Source organism: Mycobacterium sp. IDUB_21 (assembly GCF_055419425.1).
On sequence record NZ_JBVAXQ010000008.1, the window covers coordinates 48,808 to 68,140 of the forward strand.

General features: G+C 69.2%; 19 protein-coding genes. 15 read left to right on the forward strand and 4 right to left on the reverse strand.

Translation table 11 applies throughout. The features are described from left to right. The first annotated feature begins 7 nt into the window (after positions 1 to 7). Positions 8 to 1,123 (forward strand): D-alanine--D-alanine ligase family protein, encoded by a 1,116-nt coding sequence (locus ACZYY4_RS13470; RefSeq protein WP_463810491.1) that lies wholly within the window; start codon positions 8 to 10, stop codon positions 1,121 to 1,123. Between the two features lie 26 nt (positions 1,124 to 1,149). Here ACZYY4_RS13470 and ACZYY4_RS13475 read toward each other — a convergent pair whose 3' ends face one another. Then, the gene (locus ACZYY4_RS13475; protein ID WP_463810492.1) at positions 1,150 to 1,695 is read right to left on the reverse strand and encodes a DUF3515 domain-containing protein; all 546 of its coding nucleotides are present in this window, start codon (positions 1,693 to 1,695) and stop codon (positions 1,150 to 1,152) included. 39 nt (positions 1,696 to 1,734) lie between these two features. Between ACZYY4_RS13475 and ACZYY4_RS13480 the strand changes: the two genes are divergently transcribed. Together ACZYY4_RS13480 and ACZYY4_RS13485 are read left to right on the forward strand one after the other, a co-directional pair. Then, complete coding sequence (locus ACZYY4_RS13480) at positions 1,735 to 2,715, forward strand: thiamine-phosphate kinase (RefSeq protein WP_463810493.1); 981 nt, start codon at positions 1,735 to 1,737, stop codon at positions 2,713 to 2,715. Positions 2,716 to 2,721: 6 nt separating this feature from the next. Continuing rightward, positions 2,722 to 3,402 carry a uracil-DNA glycosylase gene (locus tag ACZYY4_RS13485; protein WP_463810494.1) on the forward strand — a complete coding sequence of 227 codons (681 nt, stop codon included), beginning with the start codon at positions 2,722 to 2,724 and terminating at the stop codon, positions 3,400 to 3,402. Between the two features lie 83 nt (positions 3,403 to 3,485). Here the strand turns inward: ACZYY4_RS13485 and rpmB are convergent, their stop codons facing one another. Continuing rightward, entirely contained in the window at positions 3,486 to 3,677 is a 192-nt protein-coding gene (gene rpmB, locus ACZYY4_RS13490) for a 50S ribosomal protein L28 (RefSeq protein WP_085266574.1), read from the reverse strand. Positions 3,678 to 3,979: 302 nt separating this feature from the next. Between rpmB and ACZYY4_RS13495 the strand changes: the two genes are divergently transcribed. Genes ACZYY4_RS13495 through ACZYY4_RS13510 form a run of 4 tightly spaced genes read left to right on the forward strand, consistent with a single transcriptional unit; the run spans position 3,980 to position 9,195 of the window. Then, positions 3,980 to 5,635 (forward strand): DAK2 domain-containing protein, encoded by a 1,656-nt coding sequence (locus tag ACZYY4_RS13495; protein WP_463810495.1) that lies wholly within the window; start codon positions 3,980 to 3,982, stop codon positions 5,633 to 5,635. Between the two features lie 2 nt (positions 5,636 to 5,637). Continuing rightward, positions 5,638 to 7,866: an ATP-dependent DNA helicase RecG gene (recG, locus tag ACZYY4_RS13500; RefSeq protein ID WP_463810496.1), complete on the forward strand. Its 2,229-nt coding sequence runs from the start codon at positions 5,638 to 5,640 to the stop codon at positions 7,864 to 7,866. Then, complete coding sequence (locus ACZYY4_RS13505; RefSeq protein WP_463810497.1) at positions 7,863 to 8,579, forward strand: HNH endonuclease family protein; 717 nt, start codon at positions 7,863 to 7,865, stop codon at positions 8,577 to 8,579. Before recG ends, ACZYY4_RS13505 begins: the two co-directional genes overlap by 4 nt. A 7-nt stretch (positions 8,580 to 8,586) precedes the next feature. Continuing rightward, a complete protein-coding gene (locus tag ACZYY4_RS13510; RefSeq protein WP_463810498.1) occupies positions 8,587 to 9,195 on the forward strand; it encodes a GNAT family N-acetyltransferase in 609 nt (202 codons plus the stop codon). On the opposite strand, the gene ACZYY4_RS13515 is transcribed toward ACZYY4_RS13510, so the two are convergent. Then, positions 9,180 to 10,019, reverse strand: coding sequence for an aldo/keto reductase (locus tag ACZYY4_RS13515; RefSeq protein WP_463810499.1), 840 nt, complete (start codon positions 10,017 to 10,019; stop codon positions 9,180 to 9,182). The genes ACZYY4_RS13510 and ACZYY4_RS13515 overlap by 16 nt on opposite strands. Position 10,020: 1 nt before the next feature. After that, positions 10,021 to 10,866 (reverse strand): aldo/keto reductase, encoded by an 846-nt coding sequence (locus ACZYY4_RS13520; RefSeq protein WP_463810500.1) that lies wholly within the window; start codon positions 10,864 to 10,866, stop codon positions 10,021 to 10,023. On the opposite strand from ACZYY4_RS13520, the gene ACZYY4_RS13525 reads away from it, so the two are divergent. From ACZYY4_RS13525 to ACZYY4_RS13560, 8 genes are all read left to right on the forward strand, one after another. Further along, positions 10,865 to 11,980, forward strand: a complete 1,116-nt coding sequence (locus ACZYY4_RS13525) for an alpha/beta hydrolase (protein WP_463810501.1) — start codon at positions 10,865 to 10,867, stop codon at positions 11,978 to 11,980. The genes ACZYY4_RS13520 and ACZYY4_RS13525 overlap by 2 nt on opposite strands. 65 nt (positions 11,981 to 12,045) lie before the next feature. Next, positions 12,046 to 12,801: a DsbA family protein gene (locus tag ACZYY4_RS13530; RefSeq protein ID WP_463810502.1), complete on the forward strand. Its 756-nt coding sequence runs from the start codon at positions 12,046 to 12,048 to the stop codon at positions 12,799 to 12,801. After that, the gene (locus ACZYY4_RS13535) at positions 12,798 to 13,418 is read left to right on the forward strand and encodes a vitamin K epoxide reductase family protein (RefSeq protein ID WP_463810503.1); all 621 of its coding nucleotides are present in this window, start codon (positions 12,798 to 12,800) and stop codon (positions 13,416 to 13,418) included. Before ACZYY4_RS13530 ends, ACZYY4_RS13535 begins: the two co-directional genes overlap by 4 nt. 10 nt (positions 13,419 to 13,428) lie before the next feature. After that, positions 13,429 to 16,812, forward strand: coding sequence for a pyruvate carboxylase (locus ACZYY4_RS13540; RefSeq protein WP_463810504.1), 3,384 nt, complete (start codon positions 13,429 to 13,431; stop codon positions 16,810 to 16,812). After that, positions 16,809 to 17,363 (forward strand): 16S rRNA (guanine(966)-N(2))-methyltransferase RsmD, encoded by a 555-nt coding sequence (rsmD, locus tag ACZYY4_RS13545; RefSeq protein WP_463810654.1) that lies wholly within the window; start codon positions 16,809 to 16,811, stop codon positions 17,361 to 17,363. Before ACZYY4_RS13540 ends, rsmD begins: the two co-directional genes overlap by 4 nt. Positions 17,364 to 17,386: 23 nt before the next feature. After that, a complete protein-coding gene (gene coaD / locus ACZYY4_RS13550; protein ID WP_463810505.1) occupies positions 17,387 to 17,863 on the forward strand; it encodes a pantetheine-phosphate adenylyltransferase in 477 nt (158 codons plus the stop codon). 130 nt (positions 17,864 to 17,993) lie between these two features. After that, complete coding sequence (locus ACZYY4_RS13555; protein WP_463810506.1) at positions 17,994 to 18,476, forward strand: SRPBCC family protein; 483 nt, start codon at positions 17,994 to 17,996, stop codon at positions 18,474 to 18,476. Then, positions 18,473 to 19,309, forward strand: coding sequence for an SDR family NAD(P)-dependent oxidoreductase (locus ACZYY4_RS13560; RefSeq protein WP_463810507.1), 837 nt, complete (start codon positions 18,473 to 18,475; stop codon positions 19,307 to 19,309). Before ACZYY4_RS13555 ends, ACZYY4_RS13560 begins: the two co-directional genes overlap by 4 nt. The last annotated feature ends 24 nt before the right edge of the window (positions 19,310 to 19,333 follow it).

Consider the following 19,333-nt stretch of genomic DNA (forward strand, 5'->3'; position numbering starts at 1 on the left):
CTGGCGTGTGAATTCCCACGAACGCACCCGGGTGGCCGTCGTGTTCGGCGGCCGCAGCAGCGAGCACGCGATCTCCTGCGTGTCGGCGGGCAGCATCCTGCGCAACCTGGATCCGCGCCGTTTCGAGGTCATCGCGGTGGGAATCACTCCGGAGGGTTCGTGGGTGCTCACCGACGGTGACCCGGACGCGCTCGCGATCAGCGGCCGGCAGCTGCCCGCGGTGAGCAAGGCCTCGGGCGCCGAACTGACGCTGCCCGTCGACCCGCAGCGAGCCGGCCAACTGGTCGCTTTGTCTGCCGGGGCGCCCAGCGAGCTGCTGGGATCGGTCGACGTGGTCTTCCCGGTGCTGCACGGCCCCTACGGCGAGGACGGCACCGTGCAGGGCCTGCTGGAGCTGGCCGGGCTGCCCTACGTGGGGGCTGGGGTGCTGGCCAGCGCCGCCGGTATGGACAAGGAGTTCACCAAGAAGCTGCTGGCGGCCGAGGGCCTGCCGATCGGCCCGTACGCGGTATTGCGGGCCACACAGCCGACGCTGTCGCTCGACGACCGGGAGCGGTTGGGGTTGCCGGTGTTCGTCAAACCTGCGCGCGGCGGGTCGTCCATCGGGGTCAGCCGGGTGACGTCTTACGACGCGCTGCCCGCCGCGATCGCCGAGGCACGCCGGCACGACCCGAAGGTCATCATCGAGGCCGCCATCGCCGGCCGTGAGCTCGAGTGCGGGGTACTCGAATTCCCGGACGGCACGGTGGCCGCGAGCACGGTCGGGGAGATCCGGGTGGCCGGGGTGCGCGAGGCCGACGACTCCTTCTACGACTTCGCCACCAAGTACCTCGATGACTCCGTCGCCGAGCTCGACGTGCCCGCCAAAATCGACGACGACGTCGCGGATACGGTGCGGCAGTTGGCGATTCGCGCGTTCAGTGCGCTGGACTGCCAGGGCCTGGCGCGGGTGGACTTCTTCCACACCGAGGACGGTCCGTTGATCAACGAGATCAACACCATGCCCGGATTCACCACCATCTCGATGTACCCGCGGATGTGGGCGGCCAGCGGTGTCGACTACCCGACGCTGCTGGCGACGATGGTCGACACCGCACTGGCCCGCGGAGTGGGCTTGCGCTGAGCGGTGGTAGCCATTCCTCGGCGCAGTCAGGCGGGCGGGCCCGGCCTGATCGGCACCGCGCCGAGAGTGTCATCGATCAGATCGGACAGCTCCTGAATCGGCGTCGGCCCGGATCCCGGGGGCAGCGTCAGCGCCAGGTAGACCGGCCGGTCGACGGCATACCAGGTGGCTCGCTCTCCCTCGCGGACCTCGAACCACTGCACACGATCGACCACCTGGATGGGCGAACCCACCACGAAGTCGGCCGGCCGATGCAGCCCGCAGCGCAACACCACCGAACCGTCGGGGCCGGCCGTCCAGGCCGCCACACCGTCGGGCGCCGGAGCCGCGATCTCAGCGCGCCGATAGTCGCCCAGCTGCTGCGGCAGCGCGTCCAGCACGGCAGCGCAGTCGGTGCCGGCGGCCTCCGGGGCGGGCACCGTCGCGACCCGCAGCGGTTCGTCCGGTGGCCTGCTCGGCTGGCGCACCGCGGCGACCGCCAGCGCGGCGCCCACCGCGGCGACGGCGACCACCAGCGCGGCGATCAGCGCGATGCGCGGCGGCCCGTCGGCGTCGTTCCCCGGATTGATCAAGCCCCGTCTACCGTTCTGTTCGCATCTACACTCCAGGCTGTGCGCGGTAATGAGCCCACGCTGGGTCAGCTTGGAGAGTTTCCCATGATCGACCGGCTGGTGGCCGGTCGCCGTCAGCCCAGCACTACCGAGCTGGGGCCCGGTGACGACGCGGCGGTGGTGCGTTGCGTCGACGGCCGGGCCGTGGTGTCCACCGACATGCTGGTGGAAGGCCGGCATTTCCGGCTGGATTGGTCGGCTCCGCACGACGTCGGGCGCAAGGCGATCGCACAGAACGCAGCCGACATCGAGGCGATGGGCGCCCGCCCCACCGCCTTCGTCGTGGGCTTCGGCGCCCCGGCGCAGACTCGGGCCGCTGACGCCACCGCTCTGGCCGACGGCATGTGGAATGAAGCCGAGCGGTTCGGCGCGGGCGTGATCGGCGGCGATCTGGTGCAGGCCGATTCCTGGGTGGTGTCGGTGACGGTGCTCGGCGATCTGGCCGGCCGGACGCCGGTGCTGCGGTCCGGGGCGCGGCCCGGGGCGGTTCTGGCGGTGGCCGGCGAGCTGGGTCGCTCGGCGGCGGGCTATCGGCTGTGGGACGACGACGTGGCCGGTGCGGGGATCTTCGATGAGCTGCGACGACGGCACCTGGTCCCAGAGCCGCCCTATGGGCAGGGCGTGGCGGCCGCCGACGCCGGGGCGCAGGCAATGACCGACGTCTCCGACGGCCTGATCGCCGATCTGGGACACCTGGCCGCCGCGTCGCAGGTGACGATCGAGGTGTCCACCGTGGCGCTGGCGGCCGATCATCAGGCGCTGGCCCCGGCCGCCGCCGCAGTCGGCGCCGACGCCTGGTCATGGGTGCTGGGCGGGGGAGAGGACCACGCGCTGGTCGCCACGTTTCCCGGTCCGGTGCCGGCCGGCTGGCGGGTCATCGGACGTGTGCTCGACGGGCCGGGCCGGGTGCTGGTGGACGGGTCGCCGTGGGGCGGGGACGCGGGCTGGCAGTCCTACGGTTCGGGTGCCCAGATACGTTGAGACACCATGAGCGCGCGTCCACTTCCTGAACTCGTCGAGAGCGGTTGGGCCACCGCGCTGGCGCCGGTGACCGACCAGGTCGCCACCATGGGGCAGTTCCTGCGGGAGGAGACGGCGGCCGGGCGTCATTCTCTGCCTGCCGGGCAGAACGTACTGCGCGCCTTCAGCTTTCCGTTCGACGCCGTGCGGGTCTTGATCGTCGGGCAGGACCCGTACCCGACTCCCGGGCACGCGGTGGGGCTCAGCTTCTCGGTGGCGCCGGAGGTACGGCCGTTGCCGCGCAGCCTGGCGAACATCTTCACCGAGTACACCGCCGACCTCGGCTATCCCCAGCCGTCCAACGGTGATCTGTCCGCGTGGGCGCAGCGCGGCGTGCTGCTGCTCAACAGGGTGCTCACCGTGCGGCCGGGCACTCCGGCGTCGCACCGCGGCAAGGGCTGGGAGGCGGTCACCGAGTGCGCGATCCGCGCGCTGGTGGCCCGCAGTCAGCCGATGGTGGCGATCTTGTGGGGCCGCGACGCGGGGACACTCAAACCGATGCTGTCCGACAGGTGTGTGGCTATCGAGTCACCGCACCCGTCGCCGCTGTCGGCGTCGCGCGGGTTCTTCGGATCCCGGCCCTTCAGCCGGGCCAACGAGTTGCTGGTGCAACTGGGAGCCGAGCCGATCGATTGGCGGCTGGAGTAGCGCCGAGCACGCGAGCGTGCGCAGAAACGGGACCTCGCTCGGTGTGGCGGTGGGGGACGCGCACACTCGCGGAGCAAGCGGACCTAGCCGCGGGTGACCTTGCCGGCCTTGATGCACGACGTGCAGGCGTTGAGGCGCTGCTTGTTACCGCCGGGACGGGCGGCGTGCACGACCTGGATGTTCGGGTCCCACCGACGGCTGGTCCGACGGTGCGAGTGGGACACCGACTTGCCGAAGCCGGGGCCCTTTCCGCAGATATCGCACACGGCAGCCATATGTGACACTCCTCAAAACGTCTGCTTGAGGGCCAACAACCTCAGCGAGGGTGACCCGACAACCTGATCAGGATACCCGCCGGGCCAGACAACCACAAAACGCCGCCGGTTCCCTTCCGCGCGCTGCGCCACACCGCCAGATTCATACGCCTGTTCCTACAGCACACCACCGACAACTACCGACCACTCAACCTGCAACAACTGGCAACCCCACCCCGGTTGTCGACGCGGTGTGAGCTGTGATGTCGCGCGCAGTGATTAGGCTTGCAGCCACCGGAGGTGCGGCAGGAAGGTGCGTGGAGGTGGGCAACCCCGATCGTCGGCTGGATGCGGCCACCTTGCGGGACTGGGCGCACACCGCTGTCGGCGATCTGATCACCCACACCGACGAGATCAACCAGCTCAACGTCTTCCCGGTCGCCGATTCCGACACCGGCACCAACATGCTGTTCACCATGCGCTCGGCGCTGGCCGAGGCCAACACCGAGGCCGCCTCCGGTGAGGTGGCCCGGGTCGCGGCTGCGCTGTCGTCCGGCGCGTTGCACGGGGCGCGCGGCAATTCCGGGGTGATCTTGTCGCAGATCTTGCGCGGCCTGGCCGATGTGACCGCCGCCGACGGCGCCGGAACGGCCGGCGCCGTCGATGCCGCGCTGCTGGGCGCCGGCCTGCGGCATGGCGTCGAGTTGGTGGTCACCTCGATGGGCGGTCGCGAGGTGCCGGGCACCATCGTGTCGGTGCTGCAGGCTGCGGCCGCGGCTGTCGAGCGGTGCGTGGCCCGGGGGGCAGAGCTGGGCATGGCGGTCGCCGCCGCCACGGATGCCGCAGCCGACGCGCTGGAGAAGACCACCGAGCAACTCGACGTGCTCGCGCAGGCCGGTGTGGTCGACGCCGGCGGCCGCGGTCTGCTGGTGTTGCTCGACGCGCTGCGCTCAACGATCACCGGGCAGGCGCCTGTTCGGGCCGTTTACCAGCCGTCCCCGCGGCCGCGTCTGCCAGAAGCCGTCACCGAGCAACCCGCGCCGCAATTCGAGGTGATGTACCTGCTCGGCGAGTGCGCCCCCGAAGACATCGAGGCCTTGCGTGAACGACTGACACACCTCGGCGAATCGGTGGCGATCGCGACGTCGGGGGTGGTCGGCGGCTATTCGGTGCACGTGCACACCGACGACGCCGGCGCCGCCGTCGAGGCGGGCCTGGTGTTCGGCCGGCCGAGGCGCATCCAGATCTCGGCGCTGGCCGGAGCCACCGGCCTGCCGCCGGGCAGTTGGGCCCGGGAACGCGCGGTACTGGCCGTGGTCGACGGCGAGGGTGCGCAGGCGTTGTTCGACTCCGAGGGCGCCTGCGTGCTGCGGCCCGACCCGCACAGCGCCGACCCGGCCATGATGGTCACCGCCCAGCAACTGCTGCGGGCGGTGGTCGACACCGGCGCTGCGCAGGTGATGCTGCTGCCCAATGGCTATGTCGCTGCCGAGGAACTGGTGGCCGGGTGCACGGCGGCCATCGGCTGGGGTATCGAAGTGGTCCCGGTCCCGACCGGGTCGATGGTGCAGGGGTTGTCGGCGCTGGCGGTACACGATCCGGGCCGGCCGGTGGTCGACGACGGCTACACCATGGCGCGGGTTGCGGGCACCACCCGCCACGGTTCGGTGCGGGTTGCCACCGAGCAGGCACTGACCTGGGCCGGCGCCTGCCGGCCCGGCGACGGGCTGGGCATCGTCGGGGACGAGGTGCTGATCGTGGCCGGTGATGTCGGCGCGGCGGCGATCGGCCTGATCGACCTGCTGCTGGTGGCCGGCGGTGAGCTGGTCACGGTGCTGGTGGGGGCCGGCCACGACGGCTTCGACGTCGATGTGGTCGATGTGCTGGCCAAGCACGTGCACGATCGGCACCCGGGAATCGAATTGGCGACCTATTGCACCGGGCATCGGGGTGACGCGCTGCTGATCGGGGTCGAGTAGCGATGGTCACGTTGGCTGACCGGCTGGATTTCATCGTCGGCTCCGATGCCGCGGGAAAGCTCGACGATGCGTTCGGTATCCGCACCGTCGGTGACCTGCTCGGGCACTACCCGCGCAGCTACGTCGAGGGCACCGGGGTGCGCGGTGCGGCGGACAGCCGCCCCGCCGAAGGGGACCACATCACCATCGTCGACACCATCGGCTCTGCGGTGCTCAAGGACATGCAGCGCCGCAGCGGCAAGTATCTCGTCGTCACTGTCGGTAGCGGCCGCAACAAGGTCGGTGCGACGTTCTTCAACCCCAAGGGTCTGCGCTGGCGGCTCACCCCCGGGACCCGGGTGATGCTGTCCGGGGAGGTCAAGCTGTACCGAGGCGCGATTCAACTCACCCATCCGGACTTCCTGGTGCTCAAGGAGGCCGACGGTGCAGCGCAGGAACGCAACTTCGGCAGCAGTTCACTGCGCAACATCGCCGAGGCATCTCAAAAGGTCAGCGGGCAGATCGATCAGTCGGACTTCGAGCGCAGCTGCTACCCGATCTATCCCGCCACCGCGAAACTGCAGAGCTGGGACATCTTCGCCTGCGTCCGACAGGTTCTCGCGGTGCTCGATCCGGTTCCCGACCCGCTGCCGGCTGTGGTCCGCACCGAACGGGGTCTGCTCGGCGAGGACGAAGCGTTGCGGGCGATCCATCTGTCGGAGAACGCCGCCGAACGGGACCGCGCCCGCGATCGGCTGGCCGCCGACGAAGCCTTCGGCCTGCAGTGGGCGTTGGCGATGCGCCGGCACGGTGAACTGTCCGAATCCGGCCCACCCGCTCCGCGCCGCGAAAACGGAATGGCCGCAGCACTACTGCAGCGACTGCCCTTCGAGCTGACAGGCGGACAATGCGAGGTGCTTGGCGTGTTCGAAGCCGAGCTGGCCGCCAGCCGTCCGATGAACCGGCTGCTGCAGGGTGAGGTCGGCTCGGGCAAGACGATCTTGGCGCTGCTGGCGATGCTGCAGCTGGTCGATGCCGGATATCAGTGCGCGCTGTTGGCGCCCACCGAAGTCCTTGCGGCCCAACATGTCCGATCCATTCGCGATATGCTCGGACCGCTGGCGCTGGCCGGTCAGCTGGGTGGGGCGGATGACGCCACCGCGGTGGTGCTGCTTACCGGTTCGATGTCGGCGGCCGCCAAGAAGCAGGCCCGTGCCGAGATCGCCGCCGGTCGGGCCGGCATCGTCGTCGGCACTCACGCCCTGCTGGTCGACGCGGTTGAATTTCACAATCTCGGCCTGGTCGTGGTCGACGAACAGCACCGGTTCGGCGTCGAACAGCGAGATCGGTTGCGCGCCAAAGCCCCGGCGGGCATCACACCGCACCTGCTGGTGATGACCGCCACCCCGATTCCGCGTACGGTGGCGCTCACCGTCTACGGGGATCTGGAGACCTCCACACTGCGGGAGCTGCCCCGCGGCCGCCGGCCGATCGTCAGCTCGGTGATCTTCGAAAAGGAGAAGCCGGCCTGGCTGGACCGGGCCTGGTTGCGGATCCGCGAGGAGGTGGCCGCCGGGCGGCAGGTCTACGTGGTGGCACCCCGCATCGACGAGTCCGACGAGGACAGCAAGCCCGGCTCGGCCGAGGCGCCCCCCCGAACCTCGGCCACCGCGGTGGGACTGTTCGATCGGCTGCGGTCCGGGCCACTGTCGGGGCTGCGGCTGGGCTTGATGCACGGGCGGCTCACCGGGGACGAGAAGGACGCGGTGATGGCGGCGTTCCGCAGTGGTGCGGTCGACGTGTTGGTCTGCACCACGGTCATCGAGGTCGGCGTCGACGTGCCCAACGCCACCGTGATGCTGATCGCCGACGCCGACTGGTTCGGCATCAGCCAGCTGCACCAGCTGCGCGGCCGGATCGGCCGCGGTGAGCACGCCAGCCTCTGCCTGTTGGTGACCTCGAGCGACCCGAGATCCAGGGCCGGCAAACGTTTGGATGCGGTGGCCGGCACGCTGGATGGGTTCGCGCTGGCCGACCTGGACCTGCGGGAGCGCGGCGAGGGAGATGTGTTGGGCCGCAACCAGTCCGGCTGGCGCGGCGGTCTGAAGCTGCTGTCGTTGGCCGATCACGGCGAGCTGATCGAAGCCGCCCGGGAGTTCTGCGTGCGGGCCTGGGCCGCCGACCCGTCCGATGCCGGTCTGGCGCTGCTGGCCGCAAGCTTCACCGATATCGACTACCTGGACAAGGCATGACATCCAACAGAAGAATGCTGCTGTGGCTGGCGGTGGCGGCGCTGCTGGCCGTCGTGGTCGCCGTCCAGACCGTGTCCGCGGCGAACCATCGCAGCCGTGCCCTCGCCGCGCAGGCCGGCATGCCCACCGTGGCGCCCGGCGCCGATGCACTGGCCGGAATCACGGTGGTTCCGGCCCGCACTCACCGCTACGATTACCGCCGCTCGTTGTTCGGCGACGCCTGGGACGACGACAACGACGCGCCCGGCGGCCACAACGGCTGCGACACCCGTGACGACATCCTCAACCGCGACCTCGTCGACATCACGCACGTGTCGACGAAGCGCTGCGCCGACGCGGTCGCCACCGGCACCCTGCATGACCCGTACACCAACGCCACGGTCGCCTTCACCCGCGGCGCCAAGATCGGCGAAGCCGTGCAGATCGATCACATCGTCCCGCTGGCCTACGCCTGGGACATGGGCGCCTCGGCATGGCCGTATCGCCAGCGGTTGCGCTTCGCCAACGACCCGGCCAACCTGCTCGCGGTCGCCGGGCAGGGCAACCAGGACAAGGGTGACGCCGGGCCGGGCCAGTGGATGCCGCCGAATAAATCGTTCGCCTGCCAGTACGCCGTCGCCTACATTGCCGTTCTACGCGGCTATGCGCTGCGTCTGGATCAGCCGTCGGCCGACATGTTGCGCCGGGCCGCCGCGACGTGCCCCACGGGATAGGGATGCGATGACGAACGACTACTGGGCCACCGCGCCCACCTTGCGCGGCGAACTTCTGCTGCTACGGCCGACGGTGCTCGCCGATGTGGCCGGACTGGCGCGTGCCTACGACGTCGAGTCCACCCGGTACTTCCTCTGCGGAAGCCAATCCGGCCCGCCCACCGAGCAGTCCGTGGCCGAGGCGCTGGCATCGCAGCGCCAGGTATTGACCCAGGTCGACGTGTCTACCGGCGACATCGTCGGGACGACGTCGATCTATGACATGAGCGAACTGCACCGCCGCGTGACGGTCGGCTACACCTGGCTGACATCGCGGGTACGCGGCTCGGCGGTCAACTCGGAGTCCAAACTGCTCTTGCTGGACCACTGTTTCGGCGCCCTCGGCGCGGTCCGGGTGCAATTCAATGTCGATGACCTCAACGAACGTTCCCGGAGCGCTGTGCAGGCCATCGGGGCAACGCAGGAGGGTGCGCTGCGCCGGCACGCCCGCCGTACCGACGGATCGTGGCGCACCACGATGGTCTACTCGGTGATCGACGAGGAGTGGCCGGCGGCGCGGGCCCGTTTGGTGGAGCGGATCAGCCGCCGAGCGGGCCGGGGTCAGACGCCGGTGTAGGTCAGCGGGTCCTCGCGGACGCGGGTGCCGTCGTTGAGGCCGTTCAAGGTGTCCATGTGCTCGCCGGCCAGCTCGAAGCCGAACACGTCGAGGTTGGACGCGATGCGCTCCGGCTGAGCAGAGCGCGGGATGACCACATTGCCCAGCTGCAGGCTCCACCGGATCAACACCTGCGCCGGTGTCTTGCCGTACTCGCCGGCGATCGACGTCACCGCCGGGTGGTCGAGCAGCCGACCCACCGCCAGCGGACTGTAGGCCTGCGTGACGATGTTGCGCTCGGCGTGCGCGGCCCGCAGCTCAGCCTGGTTGAGCAGCGGGTGCAGCTCGATCTGGTTGACCGCAGGTGTCTCGAACGCCAGCTCGATCACGTCGTCGAGGTGCGCCGCGGTGAAGTTGCACACCCCGATCGAGCGGGTCAGGCCCTGCTCCCTGGCCTGGATCAGCCCGCCGTAGCTGTCGACGTACATGCCCAGCGGAGGGGCCGGCCAGTGGACCAGGTACATATCGACATAGTCCAGTCCGAGTCGCTCCACGCTGGCCTCGCAGGCCTCGATGGCGGCGGTCAGCCCCTGGTCGGCGTTGGCCAGCTTGGTGGTGACGAACAGCTCGTCGCGCGGGATGCCCGACCCGGCGATCGCCCGGCCCACCGCCGCCTCGTTGCCGTAGACCTTGGCGGTGTCGATCAACCGGCAGCCCAGCTCGAGTGCGGCCGAGACCGCGCGCTCGGTTTCGGCGTCCGACAACTCGGCCACCCCGATGCCCAGAGCCGGAATCGTGTGATCGTCGTTGAGCGCGACGGAGGGGATCGCAGTGCCCGGCGTCATCTCACCTACCTGTGTAATCGAATGTGCGTGGATCGGGTCCCATTCGGACACCGTCGTCGAGCGAGGATATCGCGGCCATCTCTGCCGCGCCGAGTTCGAAGTCGAAGACGTCGAAATTGCTGACGATGCGCTCAGGGTTGACCGATTTCGGAATCACGATATTACCGAGCTGAATGTGCCACCGGATCAGCACCTGCGCCGGTGTCTTGCCGCAACGCTGTGCGACCGCGGTGACCGCCGGGTGCGCCAGCAGCGAGCCCCGCCCCAGCGGCGCCCACGCCTCGGTGGCGATACCCAGGCGGGCGTGCACCTCACGCAGTTCGGCCTGGGGAAACCGCGGGTGCAGTTCAACCTGGTTGACGACGGGCACGATGCCGGTCCCGTCGACGAGCATCTCGAGGTGTTCGCGTTCGAAGTTGCTCACCCCGACCGAGCGGATCCGGCCCTGATCCCGCAGATGGGCCAGCGCCCGGAAGGTCTCGACGAATTTGCCGCGCGCCGGAAGGGGCCAATGGATCAGGTACAGATCCAGGACGTCGAGACCGAGTCGGCCCATGCTCTTGTCGAATGCCCGCAGCGTCGACTCGTATCCCTGGTCGGCGTTCCACAGCTTGGTGACGACGTAGACATCGTCACGTGGCAGTCCGGAGGCCACCACCGCACGGCCGACCTCGCGCTCGTTGCCGTACATCGCCGCGGTGTCGATGTGGCGGTACCCGGCCGCAAGCGCGGTGCTCACCGCCTGCTCGGTGTCGGCGGGCGAAATCTGGTAAACCCCGAAACCGACGCAGGGGATCGAATTACCGTCATTGAGCGTGACCGAGCGCAAGTTACTTCGAGCAGTCATGACAGGAAGTCTGCCAGGCGGGTCCGGCCCCGGGTCGGCAGCGCGGTGGGCCGAACAGCTGCAGAGCACCGTCTTCAACGTCGGCATGAAGGTGACGCCGATGCTGCCGATCGGGGTGCAGCGGCTGATGACCGGTGGACGGTTGGTGACCATCGACGGCAATACCCTGGATCCCACGTTGCGGTTGGCGTTGGCCGGACAGCGCGCGTTGGGCATCAACGGCATCATCGTCGACGACGACGCCGCCGCTTCCCGGGCCCAGCTGCGTGACTTGACCGCCGGGCTCGGCGGCGCTGACATCCACGGCTGCGATGTACGCGATATCTCACTGCCCGGCCCGGCCGGCGAGATCGCCGCCCGGCACTACCGGCCGGTCGGTGATCCGGCAGGTGCAACCCACCCCCTGCTGGTCTTCTATCACGGCGGCGGATTCGTGGTCGGGGACTTGGACACCCACGACGCGGTATGCCGGCTCACGTGTCGCGACGCCGATATCGCGGTCCTGTCGATCGACTACCGGCTGGCCCCGGAACATCCGGCACCGGCCGCGCTCGACGACGCCTACGCGGCGTTCCGGTGGGCCCACGACCACGCCGCGGAGCTGGGTGCGGTGCCCGGGCAGGTGGCGGTGGGCGGGGACAGCGCCGGTGGCAACCTGGCCGCCGGGGTGGCGTTGCGGGCCCGCGACGACGGGGGACCGATGCCGATCCTGCAGTGGCTGCTCTACCCGGTGACCGACTCGGCCGCGGCGACCCGCTCGCGCACGCTCTACGGCAACGGCTACCTGCTCACCAAGCACGACATCGACTGGTTCACCGCCCAGTACGTGGGCCGCTCGCAGCTGGACCCGACCGACCCGCGGGTGTCGCCGTTGCGGGCTCCGGACTTATCGGGATTGCCGCCCGCGCTGGTCGCGGTCGCGGGCTTCGATCCGCTGCACGACGAAGGCGAACAGTTCGCCACGGCGCTGCGCGACGCCGGGGTGGTGGTCGACCTGCGGCGGATGCGGTCGCTGACGCACGGATTCATCAACCTGTTCGGACTGGGGGGCGGCAGCGCCACCGCGACTACCGGGTTGATCTCGGCGCTGCGCGCACACCTCAGCCGCGGCTGAGGCCCGTAGCGCACGCCGGTACGCTGAACCGCAAACCGACCACCGAACACGAGGACCAACCGACTGTGGCCAGCAAACCCAAACGCCCCGGCGCCTCCGGCTTGAGGGCCGCCGATCACAAACGCAACCTCGCCATGCAGATCGGGCTCGTCGCCATCGTGGTGGTCTTCGCGGCGGGCCTCATCGGCTACATCGTGATGTCCAACAGCCACAAGAAGGGTGCTGGGGCCGGCGAGGCGATCCGGGTGACATCGAGCAAGCTGGTCACCAAGGACGGCACTGATGAGCCCAAGGCTGTGCTGTCGTTCTACGAGGACTTCCTCTGCCCGGCCTGCGGCAACCTCGAGCGTGCGCTCGGCCCGACGGTGTCCCGGCTGATCGACAGCGGGGCCATCGCCGCCGACTACCACATGGTCGCGATCCTGGACCGGTCGCAGAACGACGACTACTCCTCGCGGGCGGGGGCGGCGGCCTACTGCGTCGCAGACGAGAGCAACGACGCGTTCCGCCGGTTCCACACCGCGCTGTACACCGAGGAACTGCAGCCCTCCGAGATCGGGACGGAGTTCCCCGACAACAAGCGCCTGATCGAGCTGGCCCGCCAAGCCGGTGCCGCCGGCAGCGTTCCGGCGTGCATCAACAGCGGCAAGTACCTCAAGATGGTGGGCGGCATGGCCCAGGCCGCCGGCATCCACGCCACCCCGACGCTGCGCATCAACGGCGAGGACTATCGCCCGTCGACCCCGGAAGCCCTGGTCGCGAAGATCCGGGAGATCGTCGGCGACCTGCCGGGTATGGACGTGCCGGCCAAGCAGTCGTGAGCATCGCGGCTCCGACGATCGAGTCACCCGCACCGCCGGTGTCGGGGGCACCGCCGTCGGCAGCTGCGGCCTGGGCGGTGCTGATCGCCGGGGTCGTCGGACTGGCCGCCTCGGTCACCCTGACCGTGGAGAAGATCCGGCTGCTCACCGATTCGGCCTATGTGCCGTCGTGCAACCTCAACCCGGTGTTGTCCTGCGGGCCGGTGATGGCCACCCCGCAGGCATCGGTGCTGGGTTTCCCCAACCCGCTGGTGGGGATCGTGGCGTTCACCGTGGTGGTGGTCAGCGGTGCGCTGGCGGTGACGAAAGTGTCTCTCCCGCATTGGTATTGGGCAGGACTGGCGGTGGGCACCCTGGCCGGCGCGGGCTTCGTGCACTGGCTGATCTTCCAGAGCCTGTACCGGATCGGCGCGCTGTGCCCCTACTGCATGGTGGTCTGGGCGGTCACGATGCTGCTGCTGGTGATCTTCACAGCCCTCGCATTCAGGCCGGATCGTGGACGCAGAATTTCGCAACTTCTGCACCACTGGCGGTGGACGTTGATTGCGTTATGGTTCATCGGGTTACTCCTGTTGATATTCCTGCGATTTCAGGACTACTGGCTGACGCTGATTTAAGGGGTGCCCTGTGATCTCCAAAGTGCTGGTCGCCAACCGCGGAGAGATCGCCATCCGCGCGTTTCGCGCCGCCTACGAGCTCGGGATCGACACGGTTGCGGTCTACGCCTACGAAGACCGCAATTCGGTGCACCGCCTCAAAGCCGACGAGTCCTACCAGATCGGCGAACCGGGACACCCGGTGCGCGGTTACCTGTCGGTGGAGGCCATCGTCGCCACCGCCAAGCGGTGCGGTGCCGACGCGGTCTACCCCGGATACGGCTTCCTCTCGGAGAACCCGCGGCTGGCGCAGGCCTGCGCGGATGCGGGCATCGCCTTCGTCGGCCCCGGCGCGGACGTGCTGGCGCTGGCCGGCAACAAGGCACATGCGGTGGCCGCGGCGCGCGAGGCCGGGCTGCCGGTGCTGGCGGCGTCGGAGCCCTCACGCTCGGTGGACGAATTGGTTGCGGCCGCAGCCGATATGTCCTTCCCGCTGTTCGTCAAGGCGGTCTCCGGCGGAGGTGGTCGCGGGATGCGCCGCGTCGCCGACATCGGCGGGCTGGCCGAGGCCGTCGAAGCGGCCAGCCGGGAAGCCGAATCGGCGTTCGGTGATGCGACGGTCTATCTCGAACAGGCGGTGATCAACCCGCGCCACATCGAGGTGCAGATCCTGGCCGACACCCACGGCAACGTCGTACACCTCTATGAGCGGGACTGCAGCGTGCAGCGCCGGCATCAGAAGGTCGTCGAGTTGGCGCCTGCGCCGAACCTGGATCCGGCACTGCGCGACAAGATCTGCGCCGACGCCGTCGCGTTCGCCCGGCACATCGGCTACAGCTGCGCGGGCACGGTGGAGTTCCTGCTCGACGAGCGTGGCGACTACGTGTTCATCGAGATGAATCCGCGGATTCAGGTGGAGCACACCGTCACCGAGGAGATCACCGATGTGGATCTGGTCTCCGCCCAGCTGCGGGTCGCCGCCGGGGAGACCCTTGAGGATTTGGGCCTGCGCCAAGACGACATCGTCCTGCACGGAGCGGCACTGCAGTGCCGGATCACCACCGAGGATCCGGCGAACGGATTCCGGCCCGACACCGGCCGGATCACCGCGTACCGCAGCCCGGGCGGCGCTGGAATCCGGCTGGACGGCGGCACCAACCTGGGCGCGGAAGTCAGCCCGCATTTCGACTCGATGCTGGTCAAATTGACCTGCCGGGGACGGGATTTTCCGACTGCGGTGAATCGGGCACGGCGGGCGATCGCCGAGTTCCGCATTCGGGGTGTGTCGACGAATATCCCGTTCCTGCAGGCTGTGCTCGACGATCCCGACTTCCGAGCCGGTCACATCACCACGTCGTTCATCGATGAACGCCCGCAACTGCTGACCTCGCACGCTTCAGCCGACCGCGGCACCAAGATCCTGACCTACCTGGCTGACGTCACCGTCAACCAGCCCCATGGTGCGCGCCCGTCTGCGGTGTACCCACGCGACAAGCTGCCCGACATCGACCTGTCGGGTGCGCCGCCGCCGGGCTCCAAACAGCGGCTGATGGAGCTCGGGCCGGAGGGTTTCGCCCGCTGGTTAAGGGCGTCGGCGGCTGTTGGGGTTACTGAGACGACGTTCCGGGATGCGCACCAATCGCTGCTGGCCACCCGGTTACGCACCAAAGGTCTGCTGAACGTGGCGCCGTACGTTGCCCGCACCACCCCGCAGTTGCTGTCGATGGAGTGCTGGGGCGGGGCGACTTACGATGTGGCGCTGCGCTTTTTGAAGGAGGACCCGTGGGAGCGCCTCGCTGTGCTGCGCGAGTCGATGCCCAACATCTGCCTGCAGATGCTCCTGCGGGGCCGCAACACCGTCGGCTATACGCCCTACCCGGAGCTGGTCACCTCGGCGTTCGTGGAAGAGGCCACCGCCACCGGCATTGACATCTTCCGGATCTTCGACGCACTCAACAACGTCGACTCGATGCGCCCGGCGATCGACGCGGTGCGCGAAACCGGCAGCGCGGTAGCCGAAGTCGCCATGTGCTACACGGGTGATCTGGCCAGCCCGGCCGAGAACCTCTACACCCTGGACTACTATCTGAGGCTGGCCGAGCAGATCGTGGCGGCAGGCGCGCATGTGCTGGCCATCAAGGACATGGCCGGCCTGCTGCGGCCTGCGGCGGCCACCACGCTGGTGAGCGCGCTGCGAAGCCGCTTCGACCTGCCGATCCACGTCCACACCCATGACACACCGGGTGGGCAATTGGCCACCTACGAGGCGGCCTGGCACGCCGGCGCCGACGCCGTTGACGGGGCGGCCGCACCGCTGGCCGGCACCACCAGCCAGCCCGCGCTGAGCTCGATCGTGGCCGCCGCAGCGAACACCGAATACGACACCGGCCTGTCGCTGTCGGCGGTGTGCGATCTGGAGCCCTACTGGGAAGGTGTGCGAAAGGTCTACGCGCCGTTTGAATCCGGGCTGGCCGGGCCTACCGGGCGGGTTTACCGCCACGAAATCCCCGGGGGCCAGCTGTCCAATCTGCACCAGCAGGCCAAAGCGCTGGGGCTGGCCGACCGGTTCGAGGACATCGAAGCCAACTACGCCGGAGCCGATGCGGTGCTGGGCCGGCTGATCAAGGTCACCCCGAGCTCGAAGGTGGTCGGTGACCTGGCCCTGACCCTGGTCGGCGCCGGCGTCACCGCCGAGGAGTTCGCGGCCGACCCGGCCCGGGTGGACATTCCCGATTCGGTGATCGGATTCCTGCGCGGGGAACTCGGGGAACCGGCCGGCGGGTGGCCGGAACCGTTGCGCACCAAGGCATTGGCAGGCCGCGAGCCGGCGCGCGAGGTGCAGCAGCTGTCCGCCGACGACGAGGCCGCGCTGGCGCTGACCGGACCGAAACGCCAAGCCACCCTGAACCGGCTGCTGTTTGCCGGTCCCACCAAGGAATTCGAGGAGCATCGGGACCTCTACGGCGACACCTCGCAACTGTCGGCCAACCAGTTCTTCTACGGACTGCGCCAAGGCGAGGAGCACCGGGTTCGGCTTGAACGCGGCGTGGAACTACTGATCGGCCTGGAGGCCATCTCCGAGCCGGACGAACGCGGCATGCGCACCGTGATGTGCATCATCAACGGCCAGTTGCGGCCGGTCGAGGTGCGCGACCGCAGCGTGGCCAGCGAGGCGCCGGTGGCCGAAAAGGCCGACCGCACCAAGCCCGGTCACGTCGCGGCGCCGTTCGCCGGGGTCGTCACGATCGGGGTGTCGGAGGGCGAGCAGGTCACCGCCGGACAGACCGTGGCCACCATCGAGGCGATGAAGATGGAGGCGGCCATCACCGCTCCGTCCGACGGAACCGTGGAGCGGGTGGCTGTTTCGCAGACCGCGCAGGTCGAAGGCGGCGATTTGTTGGTGGTGCTGAGCTGACCCGCATCGTCGGCGGCGCGGCTGGCGGGCGGCGCATCGCCGTGCCACCGCGCGGCACCCGCCCGACCACCGACCGGGTGCGTGAGGCGCTGTTCAACGTGCTCGACGCCCGGCTGGATCTGACCGGGATGGCGGTCCTGGACCTGTTCGCGGGGTCGGGGGCGCTGGGGCTCGAAGCGCTGTCGCGGGGTGCGGCCACGGCGGTGTTCGTCGAATCGGACCGTCGCGCCGCCGAGGTGCTGGCCGGCAACATCACCTTGTTGGGGCTGGCCGGCGCGACGCTGCGACGCGGCACGGTGACCGCGGTGCTGACCGGCGGCACCGAGGCCCCGGTGGATCTGGTGCTGGCCGACCCGCCTTACGAGGTTGCGGCCGCCGACATCGACGCGCTTCCGGGCTTGTTGACCGCCGGTGGCTGGGCCGGCCCCGGCACGGTCGTGGTGATCGAGCGCGCAGTGTCCAGCCCGCCGGTGGCCTGGCCCGACGGCTGGGAGGCGTGGCCGTCGCGGCGTTACGGCGACACCCGTCTGGAGCTGGCGGAGGTGGCCTGATCGGGCTGCTAGCGTCATGAACCATGAGCGGAGCACTGTGCCCGGGCTCGTTCGACCCGGTGACCCTGGGGCACGTCGACATCCTGGAGCGCGCGGCTGCGCAGTTCGACGAGGTGGTGGCCGCCGTACTGATCAACCCCGCCAAGAAGGGCATGTTCAGTCTGGACGAGCGCCTCGAGATGATCGGCGAAGCCACCGCGCACCTGCCCAATGTGCGAGCCGAATCCGGCCGTGGCCTGGTGGTCGATTTCGTCCGGGAGCGGGGGCTGACCGCGATCATCAAGGGCCTGCGTACCGGGACCGACTTCGAGTATGAGCTGCAGATGGCGCAGATGAACAAGCACATCGCCGGGGTGGACACCTTCTTCGTGGCCACCACGCCGCGGTATTCGTTCGTGTCGTCGTCGCTGGCCAAAGAGGTGGCATCGATGGGCGGGGACGTCTCCGACCTGCTGCCCGAGCCGGTGAACCGCCGGCTGGCCGCGAAGTTGGGCTCGTAGCGGCTTCGTCCTGCTCGCCTATTGCTGCCTGCCCCTGCAGATCCCCGCTGGTGGCGGCCGCACTGCGGGTCGGGCGGTCCGCCTGTCGACAACGTTCGGCCTGACCCGATTGCTTGCTAACGTCTGGAGCGTGGCGCAGCTGTCGGATGTGGAGAGTGTCGAGCTGTTGATCGCGGCTTCGCCGGAGCAGGTCTTTGCCCTGCTGACCGATCCGGGCCGTCATCACGAGTTCGACGGATCAGGGGCGGTGCGCGGCGTGCGTGGTTCGGCTGCCGCACTGGCCTTGGGCAGCAGGTTCACCATGTCGATGCGCAACGGCCTGCCGTACGCGATGGTGAACACCGTCATCGAATACCAGCTGAATCGCCGGATCGCCTGGCAGACTCGCGGGCCCACTGCGCTGGGGCGATTCGTGGCCGGACGGATCTGGCGCTATGAACTCGAACCGGGCGACGGCGGCACGCTGGTGCGGGAGAGCTGGGATATCTCCCGGGAATCGGTGCTCACCAAGGCACTGATCCGGTCGGTCGCCGACGCCACGCGCCGCAATATGGCGGCGACGCTGGCTCGGATCGACCGGCTCCTGACCGGCGAGGCGGGCTCGCGCTCATGAGCCTGCCCGCGCCCGGACCGGATTCCACCGCCCTTGTCACCGGCGCATCGTCGGGCATCGGCGCGGCCATCGCCCGGGAACTAGCCTCCCGCGGCCACCATGTCACGCTCGTTGCCCGCCGCGCTGACAAGCTGGACGCACTCGCCGCCGACATCGCCCACTCGGGCGGTCGCGCGGCCGTCCTAGCCACCGACCTGGCGGACGGCCACGCTCGGGCGGAGCTGCCGGAACGGGTCGAGGCACTGGGTCTGATCCCCGATATCCTGGTCAACAACGCCGGCGTTTCCACCTTTGGGCCCGTCGCCACCGCCGATCCGGCCGCCGAGATGCGCATGATCGAGGTCGATGTCGTGGCGGTGGCCGACCTGTGCACCAGGTTTCTGCCCGGGATGATCGCGCGCAGTCGCGGCGCCGTCCTCAACGTCGCCTCCACTGCGGCGTTTCAGCCACTGCCGGGCCAAGCCGGCTACGGTGCGTGTAAGGCGTTCGTGCTGTCCTACACCCAGAGTCTGAGCGGTGAATTGTCCGGCACCGGCGTCACCGCGACGGTCCTCTGCCCGGGCCCGGTGGACACCGGCTTCGGGGAGGCCGCCGGGTTTTCGAAAGAAGACGCCGAAGCCGCACTGCCCGCGGTCATGTGGGTCAGCCCCGAAAAGGTGGCGCGCACCGCCGTCGAAGCCGTCGCCGCCGGAAAGCTGGTGGCGATACCGGGTTTGGCCAACCGCGCGGCAGCAGTGCTCAGCCGGTTGACACCCAACCGGCTGCTCATCCCGCTGCTGGCCAGGACGCACCCGGCTGTCCATCGGCTGCCGCCGACGAAACGGGCGCCGTAATCCGTCCATGCCACCGAATCGTCG

Coding starts and splice junctions, on each gene's coding strand:
- ACZYY4_RS13485 (WP_463810494.1), top strand. CDS start 2,722: ATGAGCGCGCGTCCACTTCCTGAACTCGTCGAGAGCGGTTGGGCCACC.
- rpmB (WP_085266574.1), bottom strand. CDS start 3,677: ATGGCTGCCGTGTGCGATATCTGCGGAAAGGGCCCCGGCTTCGGCAAG.
- recG (WP_463810496.1), top strand. CDS start 5,638: ATGGTCACGTTGGCTGACCGGCTGGATTTCATCGTCGGCTCCGATGCC.
- ACZYY4_RS13505 (WP_463810497.1), top strand. CDS start 7,863: ATGACATCCAACAGAAGAATGCTGCTGTGGCTGGCGGTGGCGGCGCTG.
- ACZYY4_RS13510 (WP_463810498.1), top strand. CDS start 8,587: ATGACGAACGACTACTGGGCCACCGCGCCCACCTTGCGCGGCGAACTT.
- ACZYY4_RS13515 (WP_463810499.1), bottom strand. CDS start 10,019: ATGACGCCGGGCACTGCGATCCCCTCCGTCGCGCTCAACGACGATCAC.
- ACZYY4_RS13525 (WP_463810501.1), top strand. CDS start 10,865: ATGACAGGAAGTCTGCCAGGCGGGTCCGGCCCCGGGTCGGCAGCGCGG.
- ACZYY4_RS13520 (WP_463810500.1), bottom strand. CDS start 10,866: ATGACTGCTCGAAGTAACTTGCGCTCGGTCACGCTCAATGACGGTAAT.
- coaD (WP_463810505.1), top strand. CDS start 17,387: ATGAGCGGAGCACTGTGCCCGGGCTCGTTCGACCCGGTGACCCTGGGG.
- ACZYY4_RS13560 (WP_463810507.1), top strand. CDS start 18,473: ATGAGCCTGCCCGCGCCCGGACCGGATTCCACCGCCCTTGTCACCGGC.